The sequence below is a fragment of the Streptomyces sp. NPDC049879 genome (assembly GCF_044461265.1).
GTDB lineage: Bacteria > Actinomycetota > Actinomycetes > Streptomycetales > Streptomycetaceae > Streptomyces.
Genome location: NZ_JBITKT010000004.1, coordinates 47,067 through 72,197, shown reverse-complemented (window position 1 = coordinate 72,197; position 25,131 = coordinate 47,067). Strand labels below are relative to the sequence as shown.

18 protein-coding genes are annotated in these 25,131 nt (G+C 73.7%); 9 read left to right on the top strand and 9 right to left on the bottom strand.

Translation table 11 applies throughout. The features are described 5' to 3' along the window. The first annotated feature begins 96 nt into the window (after positions 1-96). The 3 genes from ctaD (at position 97) to ACIBPC_RS15125 (ending at position 4,615) form a co-directional block, all read left to right on the top strand. Positions 97-1,812, top strand: a complete 1,716-nt coding sequence (gene ctaD, locus ACIBPC_RS15135; RefSeq protein WP_398844515.1) for a cytochrome c oxidase subunit I — start codon at positions 97-99, stop codon at positions 1,810-1,812. Positions 1,813-1,890: 78 nt separating this feature from the next. Continuing rightward, a complete protein-coding gene (locus ACIBPC_RS15130) occupies positions 1,891-3,066 on the top strand; it encodes a zinc-dependent alcohol dehydrogenase (protein WP_362962343.1) in 1,176 nt (391 codons plus the stop codon). A gap of 199 nt (positions 3,067-3,265) precedes the next feature. Beyond that, entirely contained in the window at positions 3,266-4,615 is a 1,350-nt protein-coding gene (locus tag ACIBPC_RS15125) for an MFS transporter (RefSeq protein ID WP_398844513.1), read from the top strand. Positions 4,616-4,841: 226 nt separating this feature from the next. Here the strand turns inward: ACIBPC_RS15125 and ACIBPC_RS15120 are convergent, their stop codons facing one another. From ACIBPC_RS15120 to ACIBPC_RS15110, 3 genes are all read right to left on the bottom strand, one after another. After that, the gene (locus ACIBPC_RS15120) at positions 4,842-5,030 is read right to left on the bottom strand and encodes a DUF2795 domain-containing protein (protein ID WP_362962339.1); all 189 of its coding nucleotides are present in this window, start codon (positions 5,028-5,030) and stop codon (positions 4,842-4,844) included. Between the two features lie 79 nt (positions 5,031-5,109). Next, positions 5,110-6,153: a hemolysin family protein gene (locus tag ACIBPC_RS15115; protein WP_398844510.1), complete on the bottom strand. Its 1,044-nt coding sequence runs from the start codon at positions 6,151-6,153 to the stop codon at positions 5,110-5,112. After that, positions 6,150-7,484 carry a hemolysin family protein gene (locus ACIBPC_RS15110; protein ID WP_398845596.1) on the bottom strand — a complete coding sequence of 445 codons (1,335 nt, stop codon included), beginning with the start codon at positions 7,482-7,484 and terminating at the stop codon, positions 6,150-6,152. The genes ACIBPC_RS15115 and ACIBPC_RS15110 overlap by 4 nt, the downstream gene beginning before the upstream one ends. Before the next feature lie 271 nt (positions 7,485-7,755). Here ACIBPC_RS15110 and ACIBPC_RS15105 point away from each other — a divergent pair, with 271 nt between their 5' ends. Next, positions 7,756-9,804 (top strand): glycoside hydrolase family 31 protein, encoded by a 2,049-nt coding sequence (locus ACIBPC_RS15105; RefSeq protein ID WP_398844507.1) that lies wholly within the window; start codon positions 7,756-7,758, stop codon positions 9,802-9,804. A 16-nt stretch (positions 9,805-9,820) separates the two neighbouring features. Here the strand turns inward: ACIBPC_RS15105 and ACIBPC_RS15100 are convergent, their stop codons facing one another. Then, positions 9,821-10,183, bottom strand: a complete 363-nt coding sequence (locus tag ACIBPC_RS15100; RefSeq protein WP_362962333.1) for an ArsR family transcriptional regulator — start codon at positions 10,181-10,183, stop codon at positions 9,821-9,823. Between the two features lie 87 nt (positions 10,184-10,270). On the opposite strand from ACIBPC_RS15100, the gene ACIBPC_RS15095 reads away from it, so the two are divergent. Continuing rightward, positions 10,271-11,512: an MFS transporter gene (locus ACIBPC_RS15095; RefSeq protein ID WP_398844504.1), complete on the top strand. Its 1,242-nt coding sequence runs from the start codon at positions 10,271-10,273 to the stop codon at positions 11,510-11,512. 31 nt (positions 11,513-11,543) lie between these two features. On the opposite strand, the gene ACIBPC_RS15090 is transcribed toward ACIBPC_RS15095, so the two are convergent. Continuing rightward, the gene (locus ACIBPC_RS15090) at positions 11,544-12,683 is read right to left on the bottom strand and encodes a glycoside hydrolase family 88 protein (RefSeq protein WP_362962329.1); all 1,140 of its coding nucleotides are present in this window, start codon (positions 12,681-12,683) and stop codon (positions 11,544-11,546) included. Between the two features lie 329 nt (positions 12,684-13,012). Here ACIBPC_RS15090 and ACIBPC_RS15085 point away from each other — a divergent pair, with 329 nt between their 5' ends. The 3 genes from ACIBPC_RS15085 (at position 13,013) to ACIBPC_RS15075 (ending at position 16,788) form a co-directional block, all read left to right on the top strand. After that, a complete protein-coding gene (locus ACIBPC_RS15085) occupies positions 13,013-15,181 on the top strand; it encodes a discoidin domain-containing protein (RefSeq protein ID WP_398844500.1) in 2,169 nt (722 codons plus the stop codon). Between the two features lie 136 nt (positions 15,182-15,317). Beyond that, positions 15,318-15,896, top strand: a complete 579-nt coding sequence (locus ACIBPC_RS15080; RefSeq protein ID WP_362962325.1) for a TetR/AcrR family transcriptional regulator — start codon at positions 15,318-15,320, stop codon at positions 15,894-15,896. A gap of 109 nt (positions 15,897-16,005) precedes the next feature. Then, entirely contained in the window at positions 16,006-16,788 is a 783-nt protein-coding gene (locus ACIBPC_RS15075) for an oxidoreductase (protein WP_398844498.1), read from the top strand. Between the two features lie 37 nt (positions 16,789-16,825). Here the strand turns inward: ACIBPC_RS15075 and meaB are convergent, their stop codons facing one another. The 3 genes from meaB to ACIBPC_RS15060 are packed head-to-tail and all read right to left on the bottom strand — an operon-like array spanning position 16,826 to position 21,971. Then, positions 16,826-17,836 carry a methylmalonyl Co-A mutase-associated GTPase MeaB gene (gene meaB, locus ACIBPC_RS15070; protein WP_398844496.1) on the bottom strand — a complete coding sequence of 337 codons (1,011 nt, stop codon included), beginning with the start codon at positions 17,834-17,836 and terminating at the stop codon, positions 16,826-16,828. After that, positions 17,833-20,028, bottom strand: a complete 2,196-nt coding sequence (gene scpA / locus ACIBPC_RS15065) for a methylmalonyl-CoA mutase (RefSeq protein WP_398844494.1) — start codon at positions 20,026-20,028, stop codon at positions 17,833-17,835. The genes meaB and scpA overlap by 4 nt, the downstream gene beginning before the upstream one ends. Beyond that, positions 20,028-21,971, bottom strand: a complete 1,944-nt coding sequence (locus ACIBPC_RS15060) for a methylmalonyl-CoA mutase family protein (RefSeq protein WP_398844492.1) — start codon at positions 21,969-21,971, stop codon at positions 20,028-20,030. The genes scpA and ACIBPC_RS15060 overlap by 1 nt, the downstream gene beginning before the upstream one ends. Before the next feature lie 170 nt (positions 21,972-22,141). Between ACIBPC_RS15060 and ACIBPC_RS15055 the strand changes: the two genes are divergently transcribed. After that, on the top strand, positions 22,142-23,371 hold the full coding sequence (locus tag ACIBPC_RS15055) for a DUF4032 domain-containing protein (RefSeq protein WP_362962315.1): 1,230 nt from the start codon (positions 22,142-22,144) through the stop codon (positions 23,369-23,371). Positions 23,372-23,374: 3 nt separating this feature from the next. On the opposite strand, the gene ACIBPC_RS15050 is transcribed toward ACIBPC_RS15055, so the two are convergent. Next, positions 23,375-24,985 carry an alkaline phosphatase D family protein gene (locus ACIBPC_RS15050; protein WP_398844489.1) on the bottom strand — a complete coding sequence of 537 codons (1,611 nt, stop codon included), beginning with the start codon at positions 24,983-24,985 and terminating at the stop codon, positions 23,375-23,377. Positions 24,986-25,131 lie beyond the last annotated feature (146 nt).

The window sequence follows — 25,131 nt, the reverse complement described above, 5'->3', positions numbered from 1 at the left end:
GCGCCCGTACCGGCCACGCCCACGAACGAGTCAAACCCGGGCCGCGCGGCCCCGCGACGGTAGAACGGCCGCGGACCACGCGAAAGGACCCGGGACATGGCGACGCTCACCCCACCGGAGACGAGGGCTCCGGAGGCACACCGGCCCACCGGCGCCGGACGCCGCGCCGTCAACTGGCTGACGACGACGGACCACAAGGAGATCGCCAAGCTGTACTTCGTCACGTCCTTCGCGTTCTTCCTGTTCGCCGGACTGCTCGCGATGGCCATGCGCGCCGAACTCGCCCGCCCCGGGCTGCAACTGCTCAGCAAGGAGCAGTACAACCAGGCGTTCACCCTGCACGGCACGATCATGATGCTGCTGTTCGCGACCCCGCTGTTCGTCGGCTTCGCCAACGCGGTCATGCCCCTCCAGATCGGCGCCCCCGACGTCGCGTTCCCCCGGCTGAACATGCTGAGCTACTGGCTGTTCACGTTCGGCGGGCTGCTCGTCGTCGCGTCGCTGCTGACCCCGTCCGGCGCCGCCAGCTTCGGCTGGTTCGCGTACTCCCCGCTCAGCAACTCCGTGCACACACCGGGCTTCGGCGCCGACATGTGGGTCATGGGCCTCGCCTTCTCCGGCTTCGGCACGATCTTCGGCGCGGTCAACTTCATCGCCACGATCATCTGCATGCGCGCCCCCGGCATGACGATGTTCCGCATGCCGATCTTCACCTGGAACACGCTGCTGACCAGCGTCCTGGTGCTGATGGCCTTTCCCGTCCTGGCCGCCGCGCTCTTCGCCCTCGCCGCCGACCGCCTCCTCGGCGCGCACATCTACGACGCGGCGAACGGCGGCGCCCTGCTGTGGCAGCACCTCTTCTGGTTCTTCGGCCACCCGGAGGTCTACATCATCGCGCTGCCGTTCTTCGGCATCATCACGGAGATCCTCCCGGTCTTCAGCCGCAAACCGGTCTTCGGCTACATCGGCCTCGTCGGCGCGACCATCGCCATCACCGGACTGTCGATGACGGTGTGGGCCCACCACATGTTCGCCACCGGCGCGGTGCTGCTGCCGTTCTTCTCCATGCTGTCGTTCCTGATCGCCGTGCCGACCGGCGTGAAGTTCTTCAACTGGATCGGCACCATGATGAAGGGCTCGCTGTCCTTCGAGACGCCGATGCTGTGGTCCATCGGCTTCCTCGTGACGTTCCTCTTCGGCGGCCTGACCGGCGTCCTCCTCGCCTCGCCGCCGCTCGACTTCCACGTCACCGACTCGTACTTCGTCGTCGGGCACTTCCACTACGTCGTCTTCGGCACGGTGGTCTTCGCGATGTTCGCCGGATTCCACTTCTGGTGGCCGAAGATCACCGGGAAGATGCTGGACGAACGCCTCGGCAAGATCCACTTCTGGACGCTCTTCACCGGCTTCCACGGCACGTTCCTCGTCCACCACTGGCTCGGCGCCGAGGGCATGCCCCGCCGCTACGCCGACTACCTCGCCGCCGACGGCTTCACCACCCTCAACACGATCTCCACCATCGGCGCCTTCCTCCTCGGCCTCAGCACCCTCCCGTTCCTCTACAACGTCTGGCACACCGCCCGCCACGCGCCCCGCATCACCGAGGACGACCCCTGGGGCTGGGGCCGCTCCCTGGAGTGGGCCACCTCCTGCCCGCCGCCCCGGCACAACTTCACCGCCCTGCCCCGCATCCGCTCCGAGGCGCCCGCCTTCGAGCTGCACCACCCGGGCGTGTCGGCACGCGACCAGGCGCGCCGCGAGGGCAACCGCGACGTCGGCGAGGACACGGTCCGCGCGCACGACGGCAACTGACCGGCCCGCCCAGGGGGGCGAAAGCCGCGAATCGGGGTACACGGGCCGCAAGGAGTCCCCCCACGGAGGTGAGCCGGAATGAAGGCGGCGGTGTGGCACGGCAAGCGAGACGTCAGGGTCGACGAGGTGCCCGACCCGGTCATCCAGGCGCCCACGGACGCGGTGATCCGCGTCACCTCCACCGGGCTGTGCGGCTCCGACCTGCACCTCTACGAGGTGCTCGCGCCGTTCATGACCCCGGGCGACATCCTCGGCCACGAGCCGATGGGCGTCGTGGAGGAGACCGGGCGCGACGTGACCGCGCTGAAGCCGGGCGACCGCGTCGTCATCCCGTTCGGCATCGCCTGCGGCGCCTGCTGGATGTGCCGCCAGGGACTCCAGAGCCAGTGCGAGACGACCCAGGTGACCGAGTACGGCAGCGGCGCCGCCCTCTTCGGCTACACCAAGCTGTACGGGGCCGTGCCCGGCGCCCAGGCCGAGTACCTGCGCGTCCCGCAGGCCCAGTACGGGCCGGTCAAGGTCCCCGCCGACGTCCCCGACGACCGCTACCTGTTCCTCTCCGACGTCCTGCCGACCGCCTGGCAGGCCGTCCGGTACGCCGACATCCCGCCCGGGGGCAGCGTCGCCGTCCTCGGCCTCGGGCCCATCGGCGACATGTGCTGCCGCATCGCCGCGCACCAGGGCGCGGGCCAGATCATCGGCATCGACCTCGTACCGGAGCGGCTCGCCCGCGTCATGGCGCGCGGCGTCGAGGGCCTCGACCTCACCCAGCACTCCGACATCGCCCAGACCGTCCGCGAGCGCACCGGCGGCCGCGGCCCCGACGCCGTGATCGACGCCGTGGGCATGGAGGCGCACGGCAGCGGCGCGGGCCGCCTGGCGCAGTCGCTCCCCGGGCTGCTCCCTGAGCGCATGGCGGAGAAGCTGGCGCAGAAGGCGGGCGTGGACCGGCTCGCCGCGCTCAACCTGGCCATCGACATGGTGCGGCGCGGCGGCACCATCTCGCTCAGCGGCGTCTACGGCGGCATGGCCGACCCGATGCCGATGCTGCGCCTCTTCGACAAGCAGATCCAGTTGCGCATGGGCCAGGCGAACGTCAAGCGCTGGGTGCCCGAGATCCTGCCGCTGCTCGGCGCCGACGACCCGCTGGGCGTGGACGACTTCGCCACGCACCACATGGCGCTCGACGACGCGACGCTCGCCTACGACATGTTCCAGCACAAGGACGCGGTGAAGGTCGTCCTGCGGCCCTGATCCCCGCCCGGGGGAGTGTGTGAGCAACGGCACGCGGGGCCCGCAGCCCTTGTGCCGCACGGAGTGACGGCGGCGGCGCCCGCGCCGGGACGATCTTGGTCTTCCCGACCGCGGGCGCCGCGCTGCATGGTGGGCATCGCTTCCGGCGGTGCGACGTCGCCCGGCACCGGGAGCCGTCCCCCCTCCCAGGTGACCCCTGATGCCTTCCCTCGTCCCGGCCCGCCTGCGCGCCCCGCGCACCGGCGGCGACCGCAACCCGTGGCGCTGCCTCCGGTACCCCAGCATGCGCTGGTGGTCGCTGGCCAACATGTTCTCCAACCTCGGCACGTGGATGCAGCTCACCGTGCAGAACCTGCTGGTCCTGCAGGTCACGGGCTCCGCCGCCATGACCGGCCTGTCCCTGGCCGTCCAGGCGGGCCCCGGGCTGCTCCTCGGCCTGGTCGGCGGCGCCGCCGTGGACGCGTGGCCGCGCAAGCTGACGGCCGCCGTCAGCCAGGCGGCGCTCGGCATGGTCGCCTTCACGACGGCCGCCATGGTGGCGTTCGGCATGCTGAACGTGCCCACGCTGCTGGCGCTGTCCGCCGTCACCGGCATCATCGCGACCGTGGACGGCCCGGCCTGCTCCCTGCTGGGCAACGACCTGGTGCGCCGGGAGGACGTCCCCTCGGCCATCGCCCTGGGATCGGCCGTGCACAGCGTCGGCCGCCTCGCGGGCACGGCCACGGCCGGTGTCGCCGTGGCGCTGGCGGGCACGGCGTCCGCGTTCGTCGCGAACGGCCTGTCGTTCCTCTTCGTCGCCGCCGTGATCCCGTTCCTGCGGCTCGCGGAGCGGCCGGAGACCGAGCCGTCCGCGCCCGCCGCCGCCGGGCTCGCCCCGGCCCCGGCGCCGCGCGTGAGCGCGGACCCGCGCGAGGGCCTGCGGTTCTTCCTGGGCCGCCCCCGGCTGGTCGCCCTGGCGGCCGTCACCGGCCTGAGCGCCGTCTTCGGCCGGAATTACGGCCTCACCCTCGCCGTCCTGGTGACGGGCCCGCTGGCGGGCGGCGCCGGGTCGTTCGGCTCGGTCGCGACGGTCCTGGCCGTCGGCGGCATCGTCGGCGCCCTGGCGGCGGGCGTGCTCCAGCGGCCCTCGGTCCGCCTGGTCGCCGCCATGGCCGCCACCGGCGCCGTGCTCCAGATCGCCGCCGGTCTGTCCCCGTCCCTGGGCCTGCTGATCCTGCTGGTGCTGCCCATGGCCGCCGTGGAGTCCCTGTCCGACACGGCCGGGGCCACCGTGCTCCAGACCGACCCGCCCGAGCACATGCGGGGCCGTGTCCTGGGCGTGTGGCGCAGCATGAGCACCGGCTGGGGCCTCATCGGGCCGCCCGCCATCGGCGTCCTGATGGAGGTCATGGGACCGCGCGGCGCCCTGGTCCTCGGCGGCGTCGTGATCGCGGGCGCCTCCACGGCCGGCATGCTCCTGCACGCGCGGCGCAGGCCGTCCGCGACGGTGGCGCCTGTCGAGGCGGCGGTCCCCGCGCCGCGCGCCGCCGAACTGACACCGGTGGCCTGAGCCCTCAGCCACCACGACGCCCCCGGCCCTCCCACCGGGGGCGTCACCACGCGCACCGCCGTTCCGCCCCGGCGCGCCGCCGCGCAGGGGGGTGCCTTCGCGCCCCACCCCGGACGTGAGAAAGCCCCCGCCGCCCGTAGGGCGGTGGGGGCGGGGAGGTGGGCCGGGAGAGCGCCGCCGCACGGAAGGGGTGGCGGCGCGTCCCGGGTCCGCCTCGGGGCGCGCGTCAGTCGAACAGCGACTTCTGCACGTCGCTCGGCCGCTCGAAGGTGTCGTCCTTCAGCGACTCCATGCGCTGGACGAGGCCCCGGTCGGCGTGGTTCTTCTTCGCCTGCCGGGCCAGGTCCGACTTGTCCGCCGGGTAGCTGATGCCCTTGAGGGCCTTCTGCACCTCGATCGGGTTCGGCTTCGCCATGCTCGGCCTCCTTGGGTACGTCATGAGGGATTGCCCCTTTTGTCGCGTCTGCCGCGTACCCGACGCTCGCGCGCCCCAATCAGGCCGCCCGCTGATCCCCCGCCGGACGCGGCGCGGGCGGGCCGACCAGCTCGACCAGCACGTCCTCCATGGTCACGAAGCCGAGCAGCCTCCCCTGGCGGCTGATCACGGCCGCCAGGTGCGTGACCGTGCCGCGCATCGCCGTCAGCGCGTCGTCCAGCGGCGTGTCCAGCCGCACGCGCACCACCGGGTGCAGGGCCTCGCGCGGGAACGGCCGGTCGCGCTCCGCCTGCTCCAGCGCGTCCTTCACATGCAGGAAGCCGAGGACCTGGTTGCCGGGGCCGGTCACGGGGAAGCGCGAGAAGCCGGACGCGGCCGACGCGCGCTCCAGCCGCCGGGGCGTCACCCGGTGGTCCACGGTCTTCATGCGCGCCAGCGGCACCATGACCTCGGCCACCGCCCGGCTGCCCAGCGCCAGCGCGTCCCGCAGCCGGTCGCCCTCGTCCGGCGGGAGCAGCCCGGCGTCGGACGAGTCGCGCACCAGCCGGGCCAGCTCCTCGTCGTTGAAGACGGACGCCACCTCGTTCCTCGGCTCGACGTGCAGCAGCCGCAGTATGCCGTTGGCCAGCGCGTTGATCCCGAAGATCACCGGCTTCAGCGCGCGCGTCAGCGCCACCAGCGGGGGAGCGAGCAGCAGCACGGACCGCTCGGGCGCGGCCAGCGCGATGTTCTTCGGCACCATCTCGCCGAACAGCATGTGGGCGTACGTCGCGAGCGTCAGCGCGAGGGCGAACGCGACCGTGTGCCCGAGCCCGGCCGGCATGCCGACGGCCTCGAAGGCGGGCTCCAGCAGGTGGGCTATCGCGGGCTCGGCCACCGCGCCGAGGACCAGCGACGACATGGTGACGCCGAGCTGCGCGGCGGCCAGCATCTGCGAGAGGTGCCGCAGCGCCCACAGGACGGTACGGGCGCGCCGCTCGCCGTTCTCGGCGCGCGGCTCGATCTGGTCGCGGCGCACCGAGATCAGGGAGAACTCGGCGCCGACGAAGAACGCGTTCGTGAAGAGGGTGAGGACGCCGATGGCGAGCTGTGCGAGGTTCACCGGTCCGCCTCCCCGCCCGCGCCCTCGCCGTCCTCCCGGCCGGGCTCGGGCGCCGTGATCAGCACACGCTCCGCGCGGTGCCTGGTCACGACCAGGACGTCCAGCCGCCAGCCGTCCACCGCCACCACGTCGCCCTCCTCAGGGATGCGCTCCAGGCGCGTCGCGATCAGCCCGGCCACCGTCTCGTACGGGCCCTCCGGGACCCGCAGCCCGAGGGCGGCGAGCTGGTCCACGCGGGCCCTGCCCTCCGCCTCCCAGCGGCCCTCGTCGGCCGGTGCCAGGTCGGGGTCCTCGTCCGGGTCGTGCTCGTCCCTGACCTCGCCGACGACCTCCTCGACGATGTCCTCCAGCGTGACGACCCCGGCCGTGCCGCCGTACTCGTCCACGACGACCGCCATCGACCGGGTGCCGCGCAGCCGCTCCAGCAGGCGGTCCACGGGGAGGGTGTCCGGCACCAGCGGCGGCTCGGTCAGCAGCCGGGACACCGGCGTGTCCGCCCGTTCGCCGTCGTCCAGGGCGAGGACGTCCTTGATGTGGACGATGCCGACGATGTCGTCCAGCCCGTCGTCGTAGACGGGGAAGCGGGACAGGCCGGTCGCCACGGTGAGGTTCGCCGCGTCGGACGCGGTCGCGGTGGCGGACAGGGCGTGCACGTCGACGCGGGGCGTCATCACGTTCTCCGCCGTCAGGTCGCCGAGGTGCAGCGTGCGGACGAACAGCTCGGCCGAGTCGGGCGGCAGCACGCCCTCGGCCGCCGAGTGCCGCGCGAGCGCGACCAGCTCCTGGGGCGTGCGGGCCGAGGCCAGCTCCTCCGTCGGTTCGAGGCCGAGGCGGCGCACGAGGTGGTTGGCGGTGTTGTTCAGGTGCCGGATGAAGGGGCCGAACGCGTGGGTGAACGCGCGCTGCGGCCCGGCGACCGCGCGCGCGATCCGCAGCGGGCTGGAGATCGCCCAGTTCTTCGGCACCAGCTCGCCGATCACCATCAGCACCACCGTCGAGACCACGACGCCCAGGGCCACCGCCAGCGTGGACGCCAGCCCCTCCGGCAGGCCGAGCGACCGCAGCGGCCCCCGCAGCAGCGCGGCCAGCGACGGTTCGGCCAGCATGCCGATGACCAGCGACGTCACCGTGATGCCGAGCTGTGCCCCGGACAGCTGGAGCGTCAGCGCCTTCACCGCCCGCAGCGCGCCCGCCGCGCCCTTCTGGCCCTCGGCCTCCGCCCGTTCCAGCTCACCACGCTCCACCGTGGTGAGCGAGAACTCCGCCGCCACGAACACCGCGCACGCCAGCGTCAGCGCCAGCGCGACGAACACCAGCAGTACCTCGGTCAGCATTTCGCCCCCTTCAGCCCTTCTCGGCAGTCACTTACCGGCCGGTCCCGTGCCGGACGCCCGCGCCCGCGGTCCACCCCGGCGGCGCACATTGTCGGCGCGCGCGGCCACCCCCGGGCGGACGCCGTGCGGGAGGGACGGGAGCCGGTACCCGAATGCATCTACCCAGGGGCCCCGCCACCATGGGTGACGTGCGCGTCCGCCCGCCGCGCGCGCCCTCGGCGACGCGGCGGACCCGTTACGCACCCCGCGCCCCGGGTACTCGCCGCCGATGACGCCACGCACGGACCCCTACGTCGCGGCGGAACCGGCCGCCGACCGCGAATTCCTCCGGGTCACCCTCGCCTCGGGCCGTTCGGTGCGCTTCTCCTGCACCGTGCCGCTGCCGGGCGTGCTGCGGCTGCGGCTGGTCAGCCCGACCGGCGCCGACCCCGGGCCGCGGGGCGCGTCCCCGATGCTGACGGACCTGCCGCACCACCCGGCGGAGCTGCGCCGCGTGCCGGGCGGCACCGTAATCACCGGGCCCGGCGTCCGCGCGGAGTGGGACGAGGGCACGACCGGGGAGCTGCCGCCCCAGCAGGCGGCGCCGCAGGGGCTGCGCTTCGGTCCCTACACGCGCTTCTCCGAGCACGAGGGCGCGACCGTGCCGTTCCGCGCCGGGTATCTCGAACCGGAGCTGGGCAAGCCCGCCGGGTGGGTGGAGACGATCCACCTCGCGCCGGACGCGGGCGTCTACGGCGGCGGCGAGAGCTACCAGGGCATCAACCTGCGCGGCCGCCGCCGCAGCCTGCGCAATGTCGAGGAGGACCGCGCGGCCGGGCGTGACTCCGCGTACCTGAACATCCCGTTCCTGTGGTCGGACGCGGGCTGGGGGATGTTCGCGAACACCGGCGGGCCCGTCGCCGCCGACCTCGGCGCCACGCACTCGGAGGCCGCCCGCATCGAGGTGCGCGGCGACGAGCTGGACCTCTTCCTCATCCTCGGCGACGCGCCGACCGTCCTGAGCCGCTACCTCACGCTCACCGGTCACTCCCTCGACATGCCCGAGTGGGCGTACGGCGTGTGGATGAGCCGGTCGTCCTACTTCACCGCCGACGAGGTCGTGCGGACCGTGGACGAACTGCGGGCGGCCGACTGCCCGGTGGACGTCGTCCACGTCGACGAGTGGCTCGACGAGAACGTCCTCACCGACGCCGCCTGGACCGCGCCGCCCGACCGCGCCCGCTTCCCGGCGGGCTGGACCGGCGCCCTCACCGACCGGGGCGTCCGCGCCAGCCTGTGGATCAACCCGTACCTGAAGCGCGGCACGCCCGTGGCCGACGAGGCGGCGCGCCGCGGCTTCCTCGTGCACGACATCCACGGCCGCCCCGCCGCCACCGCAGACAACCCCGACTCGCTGCCGGTGGACTTCACCAACCCGGACGCCCACGAGTGGTGGGTCGAGCGCCTCGCTGCCGTCCTGCGCGAGGAGGGCAACTCGGCCGTCCTCGCCGACTTCGGCGAGGAGATCCCCGACGAGGCCGTCTTCGCCGACGGCACGCGCGGCACCGAGCGCCGCAACAGCTACGGCCTCCTCTACCAGCGGGCCGTCCGCGAGGCCGGACTGCGCGCCCGGGGCGGCGACTTCGTGCCCGTCGCCCGCTCGGGCACGGCGGGCTCGCAGCGCGACGCGGCGCACTGGGCCGGGGACCTGCCCTCCACGTGGAGCGGCCTCGTCTCGACGCTGCGTGCCGTGCTGTCGATGTCCCTCAGCGGCTGCTCGGCCGTCAGCCACGACGGGGGCGGCTTCTGGACGCCCGCCGCGTACGAACGGGCGGCCGTGCTGCGCGCACACATGACGCCGGACGGGGTCTTCGCCGACGTCGAGCCGGAACTGTACGGGCGCTGGGCGCAGTTGGCCGCGTTCACGCCCATCATGCGCTTCCACGGCGTGGGCAGGCGCGAGCCGACCGCCTACCCCGAGCCCGCCAGGTCGGCCGCCATCGCCGCGTGCCGCCTGCGGCACCGCATGCGCCGCTACCTGGTCCGGTCGGCGGACGGGCTGCCGCTGATGCGCCCGATGCCGCTCGCCTACCCGGGCGACCGGGCCGCGCGCGACGCCGACCTCCAGTACCTGCTGGGGCCCGACATCCTCGTCGCGCCCGTCCTCGAACCGGGCGGACGCAGGAACGTGTGGGTGCCGGAGGGGGAGTGGCTGCCGCTGCTCGGCGGCGCGCCGCAGCGCGGGCCCGGCTGGCGCGAGGTCGTCTGCGGACCGGGCGAGTTCCCCGCCTTCGTGCGGGCCGAGCGCGGCATCGAGGGCGTGCTCGAACCGGCCTGAGGCGCCGCCGCCCCGGTCAGTCCTCCCCTTCCGCCGCCCACGCGGCCCGCACCTCGCGCCCGTGCGGGACGGCGAGGTCGAGCAGGCCGGGGAAGAGCGCGTCGAGGTCCTCGCGGCGCAGCCGGTTCAGGCGGCGCGTGCCCTCGTCCCGCTGCCGGATGACGCCCGCCTCCCGCAGGACCCTGAAGTGGCCGCTCTGCGTGGACTTGCTGACCGGCAGCCGGAACGTCGTGCACGCCCGCTCGCCGCCGGGGCCCGCGTCGGCGAGTCCGGCGACGATCGCCAGCCGCACCGGATCGCTCAGGGCGGCGAGCACGGTGGTGAACCGCATGGCGGAGCGGTCCGGATGGGTGAGCGCGGTGGCGGTGCGGCTGGCCATGGCGCCGAGCCTAGCAAAGTATGTTCGTATCTTCCGAACATCTGTTATGTTCGCTCTTCCCGAACATGTCGCAGTGCGGAGGAACGCATGTCCCCTGACCGGCCCACCGGCGCGCACGCGCGCACCGGCCCCCCGTACGCACGGCCCGCCGGGACCGCCCCCGTCCCGACGGCGGCCAGGTTCTGGGGCGCGGCGTACACGCTGCTCATCCTGCTCATCGGCACCAACATCCCCACGCCCCTCTACCGCGGCTACCAGGACGACTTCGGCTTCTCGCCCCTCGTCGTCACGCTCGTCTTCTCCGCCTACATGGCCGTCCTCATCCCGTCCCTGCTGCTGTCCTCCCGGCTCCTGCGCGCCCTCGGCCGCCGCCGGCTGCTGCTGTCGGCCGTGGGGTTCGCGGCGCTCGGGGCGCTGGCCTTCGCCCTGGCCACGGACGTCACCTGGCTGTTCGCCGCCCGCGTCCTCCAGGGCATCGCGCTCGGCGCCGCCTCCGGCCCGTTGTCCGCCGCCCTCACCGAGCTGGAACCGCGCGGTGACCGCCGCAGGGCCGCCCTGGTGTCCACCGTCGTCTCGGTCGGCGGCCTCGGCCTCGGGCCGCTGCTCGGCGGACTGCTCGCCGAGTACGCGCCCGCCCCGGACGTCCTCCCGTTCGCGGCCGAGATCGGCCTGCTCGTCCCCGCCGCCCTGGCCGTCGCCGCTCTGCCGGTGATCCCCCGCGCGGCCCCCGGCGCGACCGCCCGCCCCGGCATCCCCCCGGCGCTGCGCGCCACCTTCGCCTCCAGCGGGGCGGCGGGCTTCCTCGCGTTCGCCCTGACCGGGCTGTTCCTCACCCTCGTGCCCACCTACGTGGCGACGCTCTCCGGCAGCGGCAACCTCCTCCTCGCGGGCGCGTCCGTCGCGCTCCTGCTGCTGTGCTCCGCCCTCGCCCAGCTCGCGGGCCACGGACGGGCGGCCAGGACACTCGAACTGGCGGGCCTGCCGCTCCTCGCGGCCGGGCTGCTCCTGCTGGCGCTCGCGGGCGGCGCGTCCTCCCTGGCGCTGCTGCTCGCCGCGACCGTGATCGGCGGCACCGGGCAGGGGCTCACGTTCCTCGGCGGCCTCACCGCTGTCAACCAGGCCGCGCCGCCCGACCGCCGCGCCGGGGTGATCTCCGGGTTCTACGTGATCCTCTACGCGGGCTGCGGCATGCCGGTCATCGGCGTCGGCTTCCTGGCGACGGCCTCAGGACTCCTGACCGCCGTCCAATGGTTCGCGACCGTCACCGCCGTCCTGTGCGTCGGCGTCCTGGCCGCCCTCACGCGCGCACACCGCGCCCCCACCGCCTGACGCAGGGGGCGCGGTGTGCCGGGGCGGGTGGTCAGGAGGTGAGCGCCGCCAGTTCCGTGCCCGCCAGGAGGAACGCGCCGACGCCGAAGTCGGCCGTGCTCTCGTACGTGACGGGCTGGCTGGACTCCGGGCGGTCGCCCACGTTCTGCACGTAGCCGAGGAAGCCGTCCGGGTGGACCGCCGTGGCCACCAGCCCGTTCCACGCCCGCGCCGCCACCGGCAGGTAGGTCGCGCGGTCCACGAGGCCCGCCGCCACGGCGTACCCCGTCCCGTACGCGAAGAACGCCGTGCCGCTCGTCTCGGGACCCGGCAGGTGCGCGGGGTCGGCCAGGTTGACGTTCCAGAAGCCGTCCGCGCGCTGCACCGGCCGCAGCGCGCGGACCAGTTGTGCCAGCGTGTCGCGGTACTCCTGGACGTGCGCGGCGGTCGCGGGCAGCGTCTTGAGCGTCTTCACGTGCCCCGCCGCCACCCAGCCGTTGCCGCGCGACCACAGCACGGGCCGCCCGTTCGGCGAGAGGATGCCGCCGGGCAGGAACCGGTCGTCGCGGTACCACAGGCCGCCCTGCGAGGGGGCGTACAGACCTGGCCCGCCCTGGACGCGCTTGGTGTGCTGGTAGAGGGAGTACAGCTTGTCCCAGAAGCGCGTGTCGCCGCGCAGCCGCCCGATGCGGGCGAAGGGCGGCATCGCCATGTGCAGGGCGTCGTCCCACCACCAGTCGTCGTTCTTCTGCGGCCGGTCGGTGTAGACCATGCGCCGGAGCGAATCCTCGATGGCGGCGATCTTCGCCGGGTCCGGCTCGGCCTCGTACAGGTCGAGGTACGCCTGGCCCGCGTTGTGGTTGTCGGCGTGACGGGTGGTCACGCCGCCGTTGAGCCCGTACGCGTGCCGCTCCGCCCAGCGGCGCGCGTACGCGAGGTAGCGGGGCTCGCCGGTGAGCCGGTGCAGGGTCGTCAGGCCGCTGAAGAACGTCGCGCGCGCCCAGCGGTTGTCGCCCGGGTCGGTGTGCGCGCCGATCCAGTGGTCCGCCACGCGGCGCAGCACGGACACGATCGCCGCGCGGGACGGCAGCGTGGGGGAGGGCGCGGCGTGTGCGGGGGCCGCCGTGACGAGCGGAACGGCGGGTGCCGCCGCGATGAGCGCGGCGGTGGTGAGGAGCTGTCGCCTGTCCAAGGGACCAACCTCCGTCGGTGGGGGGGCGTCGCTGGGGGTCCCATCGTTCAGGTCTAGACCTGACGTGTCCACGTCTTGAACGGGCCCACCCGAGATCCGGAACGCGTTCACCAGGCTGAACGTCCGGAGCGCCGACTGCCGCGCGGTTCCGGTCCGTTCAGCTCCTTGACACGAAACGGAGCCGCAACAACACTCCTGGCGATGGCCTGAGAGAGCGCTCTCTCCCTGTGTTCACCCGCTTCCGCCCCCCACCAGGAGACGCCATGACATCCCTTTCGGCACATCCACCGGGCAGATACCGACCGAGCTGGCGGCGCTCACGGGCCGCCATGCTGTGGGCCGTCCTGCTGGTCGCGGCCGGGCTGCTCGTCGCCCCCGCCACCACGGCCGAGGCCGCGCCCACCCTGCTCTCCCAGGGCAAGACCGTCACCGCCTCGTCCACGGAGAACGGCGGCACGCCCGCCTCGGCCGCCGTGGACGGCAACACCGGGACCCGCTGGGCCAGCGCGTTCAGCGACCCGCAGTGGATACAGGTGGACCTCGGCAGCACCGCGACGCTCAGCCAGGTCGTCCTCAACTGGGAGGCGGCGTACGGGCGCGCCTACCGCGTCGAGGTCTCCGCCAACGGTTCCAGCTGGACCACCGTCCACACCACCACCGCCGGGACCGGCGGCATCGAGACCCTGAACGTCACCGGCACCGGCCGCTACGTCCGCGTCTACGGCACCCAGCGCGCCACCGGGTACGGCTACTCGCTCTGGGAGTTCCAGGTCTACGGCACCGTGGACGGCGGCAGCGGCCCGACCGTCCCGCCGACCGACCCGCGCAACCCCAACCTGGGCCCGAACGTGTACGTGTACGACCCGTCCACGCCCGCGTCCACGATCCAGAGCCGCATCAACACCGTCTACAACCAGCAGCACACCAACCAGTTCGGCGAGCAGCGCCACGCGTTCCTCTTCAAGCCGGGCAACTACAACCTGGACGTCCCGGTCGGCTTCTACACCCAGATCGCCGGCCTCGGCCTGAACCCGGACGACGTCAACATCAACGGGCACGTCCGCGTCGAGGCCGACTGGCTCCAGCAGGGCGACAACCCGAACAACCTCGGCAACGCCACGCAGAACTTCTGGCGCGGCGCGGAGAACTTCTCCGTCACCCTGCCCGCCAACCAGGTCGAGCGCTGGGCCGTCTCGCAGGCCGCCCCGTACCGCCGCATGCACCTGCGCGGCATCGGCACGCAGCTGTGGAACGGCGGCGACGGCTGGGCGAGCGGCGGCCTGTTCGCGGACACCAAGATCGACGGCTTCGTGCAGTCCGGCTCGCAGCAGCAGTGGCTGACCCGCAACAGCGAGCTGGGCTCCTGGACCGGCTCGGTGTGGAACATGGTGTTCGTCGGCTCGACCGGCACCCCGGGGCAGAACTTCCCGAACCCCTCGCACACGGTCGTCGGCCAGACGCCGGTCGTGCGGGAGAAGCCGTTCCTGTACGTCAACGGCTCGGGCGAGTACAACGTCTTCGTCCCCGCCGTCCGGCGCAACGCGGTCGGCACCAGCTGGGCGAACGGCAACGCGCCCGGCTCCTCCATCTCCCTGGCCGACTTCTTCGTGGTCCAGCCCGGCACGTCCACCGCGACGATCAACGCCGCGCTGGCGCAGAACAAGCACCTCCTGTTCACGCCCGGCATCCACCACCTGTCGGACACCATCCGCGTCACGAACCCGAACACGGTCGTCCTCGGCCTGGGCCTCGCCACCCTCGTCCCCGACACCGGCGCGACGGCCGTCTCGGTCGCCGACGTGGACGGCGTGAAGATCGCCGGCCTGTTCATCGACGCGGGCCCGAACAACTCGCCCAACCTGATGGAGCTGGGCCCGCCCGGCTCGTCGGCCGACCACTCGGCCAACCCGACGTCGCTGCACGACGTGTACTTCCGCATCGGCGGCGCGCACGCGGGCCGGGCGACGACGAGCCTCACCGTCAACAGCGACGACGTCATCGGCGACCACCTGTGGCTGTGGCGCGGCGACCACGGCGCGGGGATCGGCTGGAACACCAACACGGCCGACCAGGGCCTGATCGTGAACGGCGACGACGTCACGATGTACGGCCTGTTCGTCGAGCACTACCAGAAGTACCAGACGATCTGGAACGGCGAGCGCGGCAGGACGTACTTCTACCAGAACGAGATGCCGTACGACCCGCCCAACCAGGCCGCCTGGATGAACGGTTCCACCCAGGGGTACGCGGCCTACAAGGTCGCCGACTCCGTGAACACGCACGAGGCGTGGGGCGTCGGGAGCTACTGCTTCTTCAACGCCAACCCGTCCGTCACGGCGGCGCGCAGCTTCGAAGTGCCCAACAAACCGGGCGTGCGGTTCCACGGGCTCGTGTCCGTGTCGCTCGGCGGCGTCGGCACGATCAACCGCGTCATCAACGACACAGGGGGAACGGCGAACCTGGCCAACCAGGTCCAGTACGTCGCCAACTACCCGTAGGCCGGGCCCGCACCGGCCCGCCTGAGGTACTCCGAGGGGCGCCACCCGACCCGGGTGGCGCCCCTCCGCCACGGGCGGGACGGGTCCGGCGAGCGATTCTTGACCTCCAGGTCAAGAAGGGCGTAGTGTCCTGCCCATGGGACGACCCAAGGAGTTCGATCCGGACACCGCCGTCGAACAGGCGATGCAGGTGTTCTGGCGCAAGGGGTACGCGGCCACCACGCCGCAGGACCTCGTCGACGCCCTCGGCATCGGCAAGGGCAGCCTCTACAACGCCTTCGGCAGCAAGCACGCCCTCTTCGAGCGGGCGCTGCGCCGCTACCGCGACAGCCAGGCGGTCGTCCTGATCGGGATCCTGGAGGAGCCGGGCCCGGTGAAGGAGCGGCTGCGCGACGCGCTGCTGCTGCTCGCCGAGACGGACCTCGCCGATCCGGACCGCCGGGGCTGTATGGCCGTGAAGGCGGCGTCGGAACTGGCGGGGGTCGACGAGGAGGCGACCGGGCTCGTCCAGCGCATGCTCGACCGCACGGAGGACGCCTTCCGCGCGCTGATCGAGGAGGGGCAGCGCTCGGGGGAGATCGCGCCGGAACGCGACCCGGCGGCGCTGGCGAGCCTGATCCTCGGCGCGATGGTCGGCATGCGGCTCCTGGCGCGGGTCGCCGAGGGCCCCGACCGGCTCATGCGCCTGGTCGACGGGCTCCTCGACTCCCTCTGACGGCTCCCTGGCAGTCCTGACACGTCCCCGGCCGTGGGCCAGGATCTTCCGCGCCCACATTCTGTACCTCTGATTCAAGAATATTTCCCGCACCACCGTGGAGCACACCGTGAACCTCGATCTTTCCGCCAAGACCGCCGTCGTCACCGGAGCCGGCCGCGGCATCGGCCTGGCCACCGTACGGGCCCTCACCGCCGAGGGCGTCCGCGTCGCCGGGGCCGCCCGCACCGTCACCCCGGAACTGAAGGAGACGGGCGCGTACGCGGTGTCCGCCGACCTGAGCACCGCCGGAGGCGTCGCCGGCTTCATGGACGCCGCCCTCACCGAACTGGGCGGCGTCGACCTGCTGGTGAACAACGTCGGCGCCGGGGACGACGTCCGGCTCGGCGGCTTCCTCGGCACCGACGACGAGCAGTGGACCCGCGTCTTCGACCTCAACCTGCTCAGCGCCGTCCGCGCCACCCGCGCGGCCCTGCCCAGCCTGATCGAACGCCGCGGCTCGATCGTCAACGTCTCGTCCATCAACTCCCGGCTGCCCGCCGCCGGTCCCGTCGCCTACAGCACGGCCAAGGCGGCCCTCACCGCGCTGGGGAAGTCCCTGGCCGAGGAGTTCGGGCCGCGCGGCGTCCGCGTCAACACCGTCTCGCCCGGCGCCGTCCGCACCGCCATCTGGGACGAACCGGACGGCTTCGGCGGCAAGGTCGCCGCCGCGGCCGGTGTCGACCACGCCGCCTTCCTCCACGGCATACCCGACGCGTTCGGCATCACCACGGGCCGCATCACCGAGCCCGAGGAGGTGGCGGCCCTGATCGTCTTCCTGCTGTCCGGCGTCGCCGGGAACATCACGGGCGCCGACCACCTCATCGACGGCGGCACGGTCAAGGCGCTCTGACCCCGCCCGTCCTCCTCCCGCCTTCCGGCCGCCGCGCCTACGCCCCGGCGTCCCCCTCCGGCCGGAAGGCGGCGATCAGCCGCTCCGCCGCCAGCGTCGCGGTGAGCGCGCCGTCACGTACCTGCTGTTCGAGCAGCGGCGCCAGGCGCCGCACCTCCGGGTCGCGGCGCAGGCTCGTCAGCAGATGCTCCGTCACCATCGCCCACGTCCACTCGACCTGCTGGTCCCGCCGCTTCGCCGCGAGACCCCCCGCCGCGTCGAGCGCCGCCCGGTGCGCCTCGACCCGCTCCCACACCTCCGCGAGCCCCCCGCCCTCCCGCGCGCTGCACGTCAGGACGGGCGGCGTCCACGCCCCGTCGTCCGCAGGGCCCATCATCCGCAGCGCACCGGCCAGTTCACGGGCGGCACGGCGGGCGTCACGCTCGTGCGGCCCGTCCGCCTTGTTCACCGCGATCACGTCCGCCAGCTCCAGCACACCCTTCTTGATGCCCTGCAACTGGTCCCCGGTCCTCGCGAGCGTCAGCAGCAGGAACGAGTCGACCATCCCCGCCACCGCCGTCTCCGACTGCCCGACGCCGACCGTCTCGACCAGCACCACGTCGTACCCGGCCGCCTCCATCACCACGATCGACTCACGCGTCGCCCGCGCCACCCCGCCCAGCGTCCCCGCCGCGGGCGAGGGCCGGACGAACGCCGCCGGATCGACCGCGAGCCGCTCCATCCGCGTCTTGTCCCCGAGGATCGACCCGCCCGTACGGGACGACGACGGATCGACCGCCAGCACCGCGACCCGGTGCCCCCGGCCGGTCAGCAGCGTCCCGAGCGCGTCGATGAACGTCGACTTGCCGACTCCCGGCACCCCGCTGATCCCCACCCGCCGCGCCCGTCCCGCGTGCGGCAGCAGGCCGAGCAGCAGCCGCTGCGCGAGCCGCCGGTGGTCGTCCCGCCGCGACTCGACCAGCGTGATCGCCCGCGCCACCTGCGCCCGCGACCCGGCGAGCACGCCCTCGGCCAGCGCGTCCGCGTCGATCGGCCTCGCCGGGCTCACAGCGCGTGGCCGAGATCCGCCGCCAGCGCGGCCACCAGCTCGTACGCCGCGTCCGGGATCACCGTGCCCGGCGGGAAGACGGCCGCGGCGCCCGCCTCCCGCAGCGCCGCCACGTCCTGCGGCGGGATCACCCCGCCGACGACGACCATGACGTCCTCCCGCCCGGCCAGCGCCAGCTGCTCCCGCAGCGCCGGGACCAGCGTCAGGTGCCCGGCCGCCAGCGACGAGACGCCGACGATGTGCGCGTCCGCCTCGACGGCCTGCCGCGCCACCTCCTCAGGCGTCTGGAACAGCGGGCCCACGTCCACGTCGAACCCCAGGTCGGCGAACGCCGACGCGATCACCTTCTGCCCCCGGTCGTGCCCGTCCTGCCCCATCTTCGCGACGAGGATGCGCGGCCTGCGCCCCTCCGCCTCCTCGAACGCGGCGACCAGCGCGCGCGTGCGCTCCACCCCCGGCGAGCCGCCGGCCTCCTCGCGGTACACACCCGAGATCGTACGGATCTGCCCCGAGTGCCGCCCGAAGACCTGCTCAAGGGCGTCCGAGATCTCCCCGACCGTCGCCTGCGCGCGGGCCGCGTCCACGGCGAGCGCGAGGAGGTTCCCGTCCCCGGCCGCCCCGGCGGTCAGCGCCCGCAGCCGGTCCCGGCAGACGGCCTCGTCCCGCTCGTCCCGCAGCCGCCGCAGCTTCGCGACCTGCCGGGCGCGCACGGCCGAGTTGTCCACCGCACGGACCTCGATCGGCTGGTCGTCCGCCACGCGGTACAGGTTGACGCCGATCACCGGCTGCCGCCCCGAGTCGATCCGCGCCTGCGTACGGGCCGCCGCCTCCTCCACCCGCAGCTTCGGGATGCCCGCGTCGATCGCCCGCGCCATGCCACCGGCCGCCTCGACCTCCTCGATGTGCCGCCACGCGCGGCGCGCCAGGTCGTGCGTCAGCCGCTCGACGTACGCGCTGCCGCCCCACGGGTCGATCACGCGCGTGGTGCCCGACTCCTGCTGGAGGAACAGCTGCGTGTTGCGGGCGATGCGCGCCGAGAAGTCCGTCGGCAGCGCCAGCGCCTCGTCCAGCGCGTTGGTGTGCAGCGACTGGGTGTGGCCCTGCGTGGCGGCCATGGCCTCGACGCAGGTGCGCGTCACGTTGTTGAACACGTCCTGCGCCGTCAGCGACCACCCGGAGGTCTGCGAATGGGTGCGCAGACTCAGCGACTTGGGATTCTCCGGGCCGAAGTCCCGCACCAGCCGCGCCCACAGCAGCCGGGCGGCGCGCAGCTTCGCGATCTCCATGAAGAAGTTCATGCCGATCGCCCAGAAGAACGACAGCCGCGGCGCGAACGCGTCCACCGCCAGGCCCGCTTCCTGCCCCGCCCGCAGGTACTCGACGCCGTCGGCGAGCGTGTACGCCAGCTCCAGGTCGGCCGTCGCGCCCGCCTCCTGGATGTGGTAGCCGGAGATGGAGATCGAGTTGTAGCGCGGCATCCGCTGCGAGGTGAACGCGAAGATGTCCGAGATGATCCGCATCGACGGCCGCGGCGGGTAGATGTACGTGTTGCGGACCATGAACTCCTTGAGGATGTCGTTCTGGATGGTCCCCGCCAGCTTCTCCGGCGGCACGCCCTGCTCCTCGGCGGCGACGATGTACAGCGCCAGCACGGGCAGCACCGCGCCGTTCATCGTCATCGAGACGGTCATGCGGTCGAGCGGGATGCCGTCGAAGAGCTGCCGCATGTCGAGGATCGAGTCGATCGCCACGCCCGCCATGCCGACGTCGCCGGTGACGCGTGGGTGGTCGCTGTCGTAGCCGCGGTGCGTCGGCAGGTCGAAGGCGACGGACAGGCCCTTCTGCCCGGCCGCCAGGTTGCGGCGGTAGAACGCGTTCGACTCCTCGGCCGTCGAGAACCCCGCGTACTGCCGCACGGTCCACGGCTGGTTGACGTACATCGTCGGGTACGGGCCGCGCAGGTACGGCGCGATGCCGGGCCAGGTCCCGAGGAAGTCGAGGCCCGCGAGGTCGTCCGCCGTGTACAGCGGCTTGACCGCGATGCCCTCGGGCGTCTCCCACACCAGGTCGTCGGGGCCGTGGCCGGTCGTCTCCTTGACCGCCGCGCGCCACCGCTCCTCGCCGGCCGGTGACGGGCCCGCGCCGGCACCCTCGCCGAGACCGACGTCCGAGAAATCGGGGATGCCCGCCATCACGCCTCTCTCCTTCCTTCGAGTCCCTCTTCGCGTCCCGTCGTGTCGAGGACGGACGCGAGGAACGCCACCACGTCACAACCCGCGTAGACAAAGCCGTCCACGCCCGCCGCCCGCAGCTCCGCCTCCCGCTCCCCTGGCCGCCCCGCCAGCAGGACCCGCCCCGCACCGGCCGCCCGCAGCGCCTCGGCCACCCCCACCGCCCGCTCGTCGTACAGCGCGTCGCTGCCGCACAGGCACGCCACCTCCGCGCCGCTCGCCGCGAACGCCGCGCCCGCCGTCGCCGCGTCCACCGACACCGGCTCGTGCACCGGCACGACACCCGCCGCCTGGAACACGTTCGCCGCGAACGACGCGCGCGCCGAGTGCGCCGCCGCCGGGCCGAGCGCCGCCAGGAACACCCTGGGCCGCACGCCCGTCGCCGCCTCCCGCGCGTCCGCACGGGCCCGCAGCGCCTCGTACGCCTCGTCCCGCCGCACGCGCGGCAGCCCGCCGCCCGGCGGCCGCGGCGCGGGGGGCCGCACCACCGGCGCCTCCGACACGTCCGCGAACTCGCTCACGCCCGTCACCGGTTCCCGCCGCGTCGCCAGCAGCCGCGAGCGGCGCTCCCACTCGGCGGCGATCCTGTCTGCCACCAGACCCGACCGCAGCGCCTCCGCCTGGCCCCCGGCATGCTCCAGCTCCTGGAACCATGCCCACGCGGCCCGCGCCAGATCGTCCGTCAGCCGCTCCACGTACCACGAGCCCCCCGCCGGGTCGATCACGCGCCCGAGGTGCGACTCCGACACCAGCACCGACGACGTGTTCCGCGCGATCCTGCGGGCGAACGCGTCGGACAGCCCCAGCGCCTCGTCGAACGGCAGCACCGTCACCGACTCCGCGCCCCCCACGCCCGCGCCCAGCGCGGCGACCGTGGTCCGCAGCATGTTCACCCACGGGTCGCGGCGCGTCATCATCACCCGCGACGTCACCGCGTGCTGCCGCTGCGCGCCCGCCGCCGCACCCGCGCCCGACACCTCCGCGACGCGCGCCCACATCCGCCGCGCCGCCCGCAGCTTCGCGATCGTCAGGAACTGGTCGGCGCCCGCCGCGTACCGGAACTCCAGCTGCCCCAGCGCCGCGTCCACCGGCAGCCCGCTCGCGGTCAGCTCCCGCAGGTACGCCACGCCCGTCGCCAGCGCGCAGCCCAGTTCCTGCGCGTCCGAGCCGCCCGCCTCGTGGTACGGCAGCGCGTCCACCGACACCGCCCACATGCCGGGCAGGTCCCGGTGCGTACGGACGGCCAGCCCCGCCGCCGCACGCAACCGCCCCGCCAGGTCCCCGGCGTCCCCGGTACGCGCCACGAGCCCCAGCGGATCCGCGCCGAACCCGCCGCGCAGCGCGGCGGCTCCCACGCCGCGTTCCTCCGCCACGTCCAGCAGCAGCCGGGCGGCCGGCTCGAAGTCGGGGCCGGGTTCGAGCACCACCGGCGCCAGGTCGAGGAGTACACCATCCAGCGCGGCGGGCAGCCCGGCGAGCGGCAGCCCGCCCTCGCCCGTCACCAGCCACAGGGAGGTCGCGCCGTTCTCCAGGTCGGTGAGCACCGCGTCGTTGGTCCGCGCGGGATCGGGGTCGGCGTGCCGCTGCCGCACGTCCCACCCGCCGACCGTGCCCGCGGGCCGTGCACCGCGCACGTACGGCGCCGCCCCGGGGAAGCCGGTCGGGCCCGACGGCGCGTCGTCCGCCGCGTACAGGGGACGCGTCACGATGCCGTCCGCCAGCCGGGTGGCCAGCGCGTCCTCGACGGCGGCACCCCCGTCACCGTCCACCGGCCGCCCGGCCTTCCGCAGCACACCCGCGACGAGCCCCCGCCACTCCTCCCGCCCCACCTCGGGAAACCCGTCGGCAAGGGCGAAGTCACCCCCAGCCGGACCAGCAACCGGCGAACCGGCCATCTCGGACATCAACACTCCTCACGGGCGACACTGCACGCTGCCCCTACTGTCCCCCACACACCGCCCCCACATACAGACGACTCCGTCACACCACCCGCCGCGCCCCCCGGAACGCGTGAACGGGACGGCACGGCCCCACCGGCGGTCGGGGAGGGGTGGGGGTGGCGCAGACTGGGGGCATGGATCTCCAGATCACCGCGACCGATCCGCGCCATCCCGCGACGCTGCTCGACCTGCCGTGGCACATGCCGCTGGAGGAGTGGCCGGACAAGCACCTCGTCGCCCTGCCGCGCGGCATCTCGCGGCACGTCGTGCGGTTCGCGCGCGCCGGTGAGGAGGTCGTCGCCGTCAAGGAGGTCGGCGAGTGGGCCGCCGTGCGGGAGTACGGCCTGCTGCGCGACCTGGACCGGCTCGCCGTGCCGTCGGTGGACCCCGTCGCCGTCGTGACGAAGCGGAGCACGCCGGAGGGCGAGCCGCTGGAGCCGGTCCTGATCACCCGGCAGCTGAAGGGCTCGCTGCCGTACCGCTCCATGTTCGAGACGACGATGCGGCCCGGCACCATAAAGCGCCTGCTCGACGCGCTCGCGGTCCTCCTCGTGCGGCTGCACCTGAACGGCTTCGCGTGGGGCGACTGCTCGCTGTCCAACACGCTGTTCCGCCGCGACGCCGGGGCCTACGCCGCGTACCTCGTGGACGCCGAGACCGGGCAGATCCAGCCGACCCTGTCGCAGGGGCAGCGCGACTACGACCTGGAGGTCGCGCGCGTCAACATCGCGGGCGAGCTGATGGACCTGGAGGCGGGCGGCTCGCTGCACCCGGCCGTGGACCCCGTGCCGTTCGGCCAGGACATCGTGGACCGCTACAACGCGCTGTGGCACGAGCTGACCCGCACGTCCGTCTACCCGCGCGACAAGCGGCACTACATCGACCGCCGCATCCGGCGCCTCAACGACCTGGGGTTCGACGTCGCCGAGATGCAGATCCAGCGCTCGCCGGACGGCGACGCCGTGACGTTCGTCCCCAAGGTCGTCGACGCCGGGCACCACCAGCGGCAGCTGCTGCGCCTCACCGGCCTGGACGCCGAGGAGAACCAGGCGCGCAGCCTCCTCAACGACCTGGAGACGTGGATGGTCTCCCAGGAGGACTACGCGCCGGGCGACCCGCTCGGCGCCCGCATGGAGGTGCTGGCGCACCGCTGGGTGCGGGACGTCTTCCGGCCCGCCGTCCGCCTCGTGCCGCTGGAGGTGCGCGAGGGCCTCGACACGGCGCAGGTCTACCACGAACTGCTCGAACACCGGCTGCTCCTGTCGGAGCGGCGCCGCGAGGACGTGCCGACGGAGGCCGCCGCCGCCGACTACACGGAGGTGCTGCGCAGCCGGCCGGCGGTCGTCCCCGACGACGACGTGTGACGGTCAGACCAGGCGCACGCCCGGGGTGCCCTCGTCCACGCGCAGGCGCACCGGCGGCCTGACCGGCGAAGCCGGGGAGAGCACGGTCTCGACGGTGCGCACTTGCGCGTCGATGCCGTCCCGGCCGATGTCGAACAGGTGGTAGCCCCGGTGGGCGTCCAGCAGCTTCCAATGGGGGTTGTCCGGCCTCAGCGGGTCCCATTGCGCGCGGAACGCGTCCTGGTCCTGGTCGCCGTTGGAGGAGATCGAGCAGCCGACGAACTCCGCGCCGATCGTCCGGGACGCCGGGTCCGCGTAGTCGCGCCGCAGGTCGCTGACCATCGTCAGGTGCCGGTCGCCGCTGAGGACGACCGGGTTGCGGATCGCCGCCAGCTCGCCCAGCAGCTCGTTGCGCTCGGTCTGGTAGCCGTCCCACGCGTCGTAGTACCAGCGCTTGCCGACGCCGGGCAGCAGGTCGGTCTCGGCCAGCATGATCTGGGAGGCGATCAGGTTCCAGCGGGCCGGCGAGTCCCGCAGGCCCTCGACCAGCCACCGCTTCTGGCTGGCGCCGAGCATCGTCAGCAGCGGGCTCTGCGCGCCCTCCTGGGTGGTGGCCTGGTCGCTGCGGTGCTGGCGCGTGTCGAGGACCTGGAGGCGGGCGAGCCGCCCGAAGTCCAGCCTGCGGTGCACGCGGATGTGCGGCCCCGACGGCACGGCGGTGGCGCGTACGGGCATGTGTTCGTAGAACGCCTGGTAGGCGGCGGTGAGGCGCGGGACGAACGCCTCGTGCGGCTGCCGGTCCGGGTCCTGCGGGATCTCGCCCGCGTAGTCGTTGTCCACCTCGTGGTCGTCGAACGTGACGATCCACGGGGCGCTCGCGTGCATCCGCGCGAGGTCGGGATCGGCGCGGTACTGCGCGTACCGGTTGCGGTACTGCTCCAGCGTGACCGGCTCGCCCGTGCCCTCGTGGCGGCGGACGGCGGTGGCGGACGGGCCGCTCTCGTAGATGTAGTCGCCGACGAACAGCACGGCGTCCGGATCCTGCGCGGCCATGTCGGCGTAGGCGGAGAAGTAGCCGTGCTGCCAGTTCTGGCAGGAGGCGAGGGCCAGCCGCAGCGTGCCGGTGGAGTGGGGCGGGGGCGCGGTGCGGGTGCGGCCGGTGGGGGAGAGCTGCCCTTCGGCGCGGAAGCGGTACCAGTGGTCGCGGCCGGGGGCGAGGCCGCGCACGTCGGCGTGCACGCTGTGCCCGTACGCCGGTTCCGCGCGGGTGGTGCCGCGCCGCACGATGTGCCGGAAGCGGGAGTCGGCGGCCACCTGCCACTCGACCTCGACGGTGCGCTCCGGCATGCCGCCGCCGTTCAGCGGGTCGGGGGCGAGGCGCGTCCACAGGACCACGCCGTCGGGGAGCGGGTCGCCCGAGGCCACGCCCAGGGTGAACAGGCCGTCGGGCAGCGGCGCGGCGGTGGGCCGGTGCACGGGGCGCGGGACGTACGGGGTGGCGCCCAGGGCGGGGGCGGGCGCGGCCAGCTGGCCCGCCGTGGCCGCGCCGAGGGCGGCGGCGCCGGAGGCGAGGAACCGCCTGCGGCCGGTGGGGGAAGGACCGGCGGGGGAGGGGGCGGTCGGGTCCTGGGACATGTGGGGTCCCTCTCGTCTGTCGGACGGACAGGCTTCGACGTGACGAGAGGCTGGCAGCGCGACGGGACGCGGCTCTGAACAGGCGGGGGCCGCGACATGACGCCGGAATGTGATCCTGCCGCGACGCACGGCGTCCGGCTGGGTGC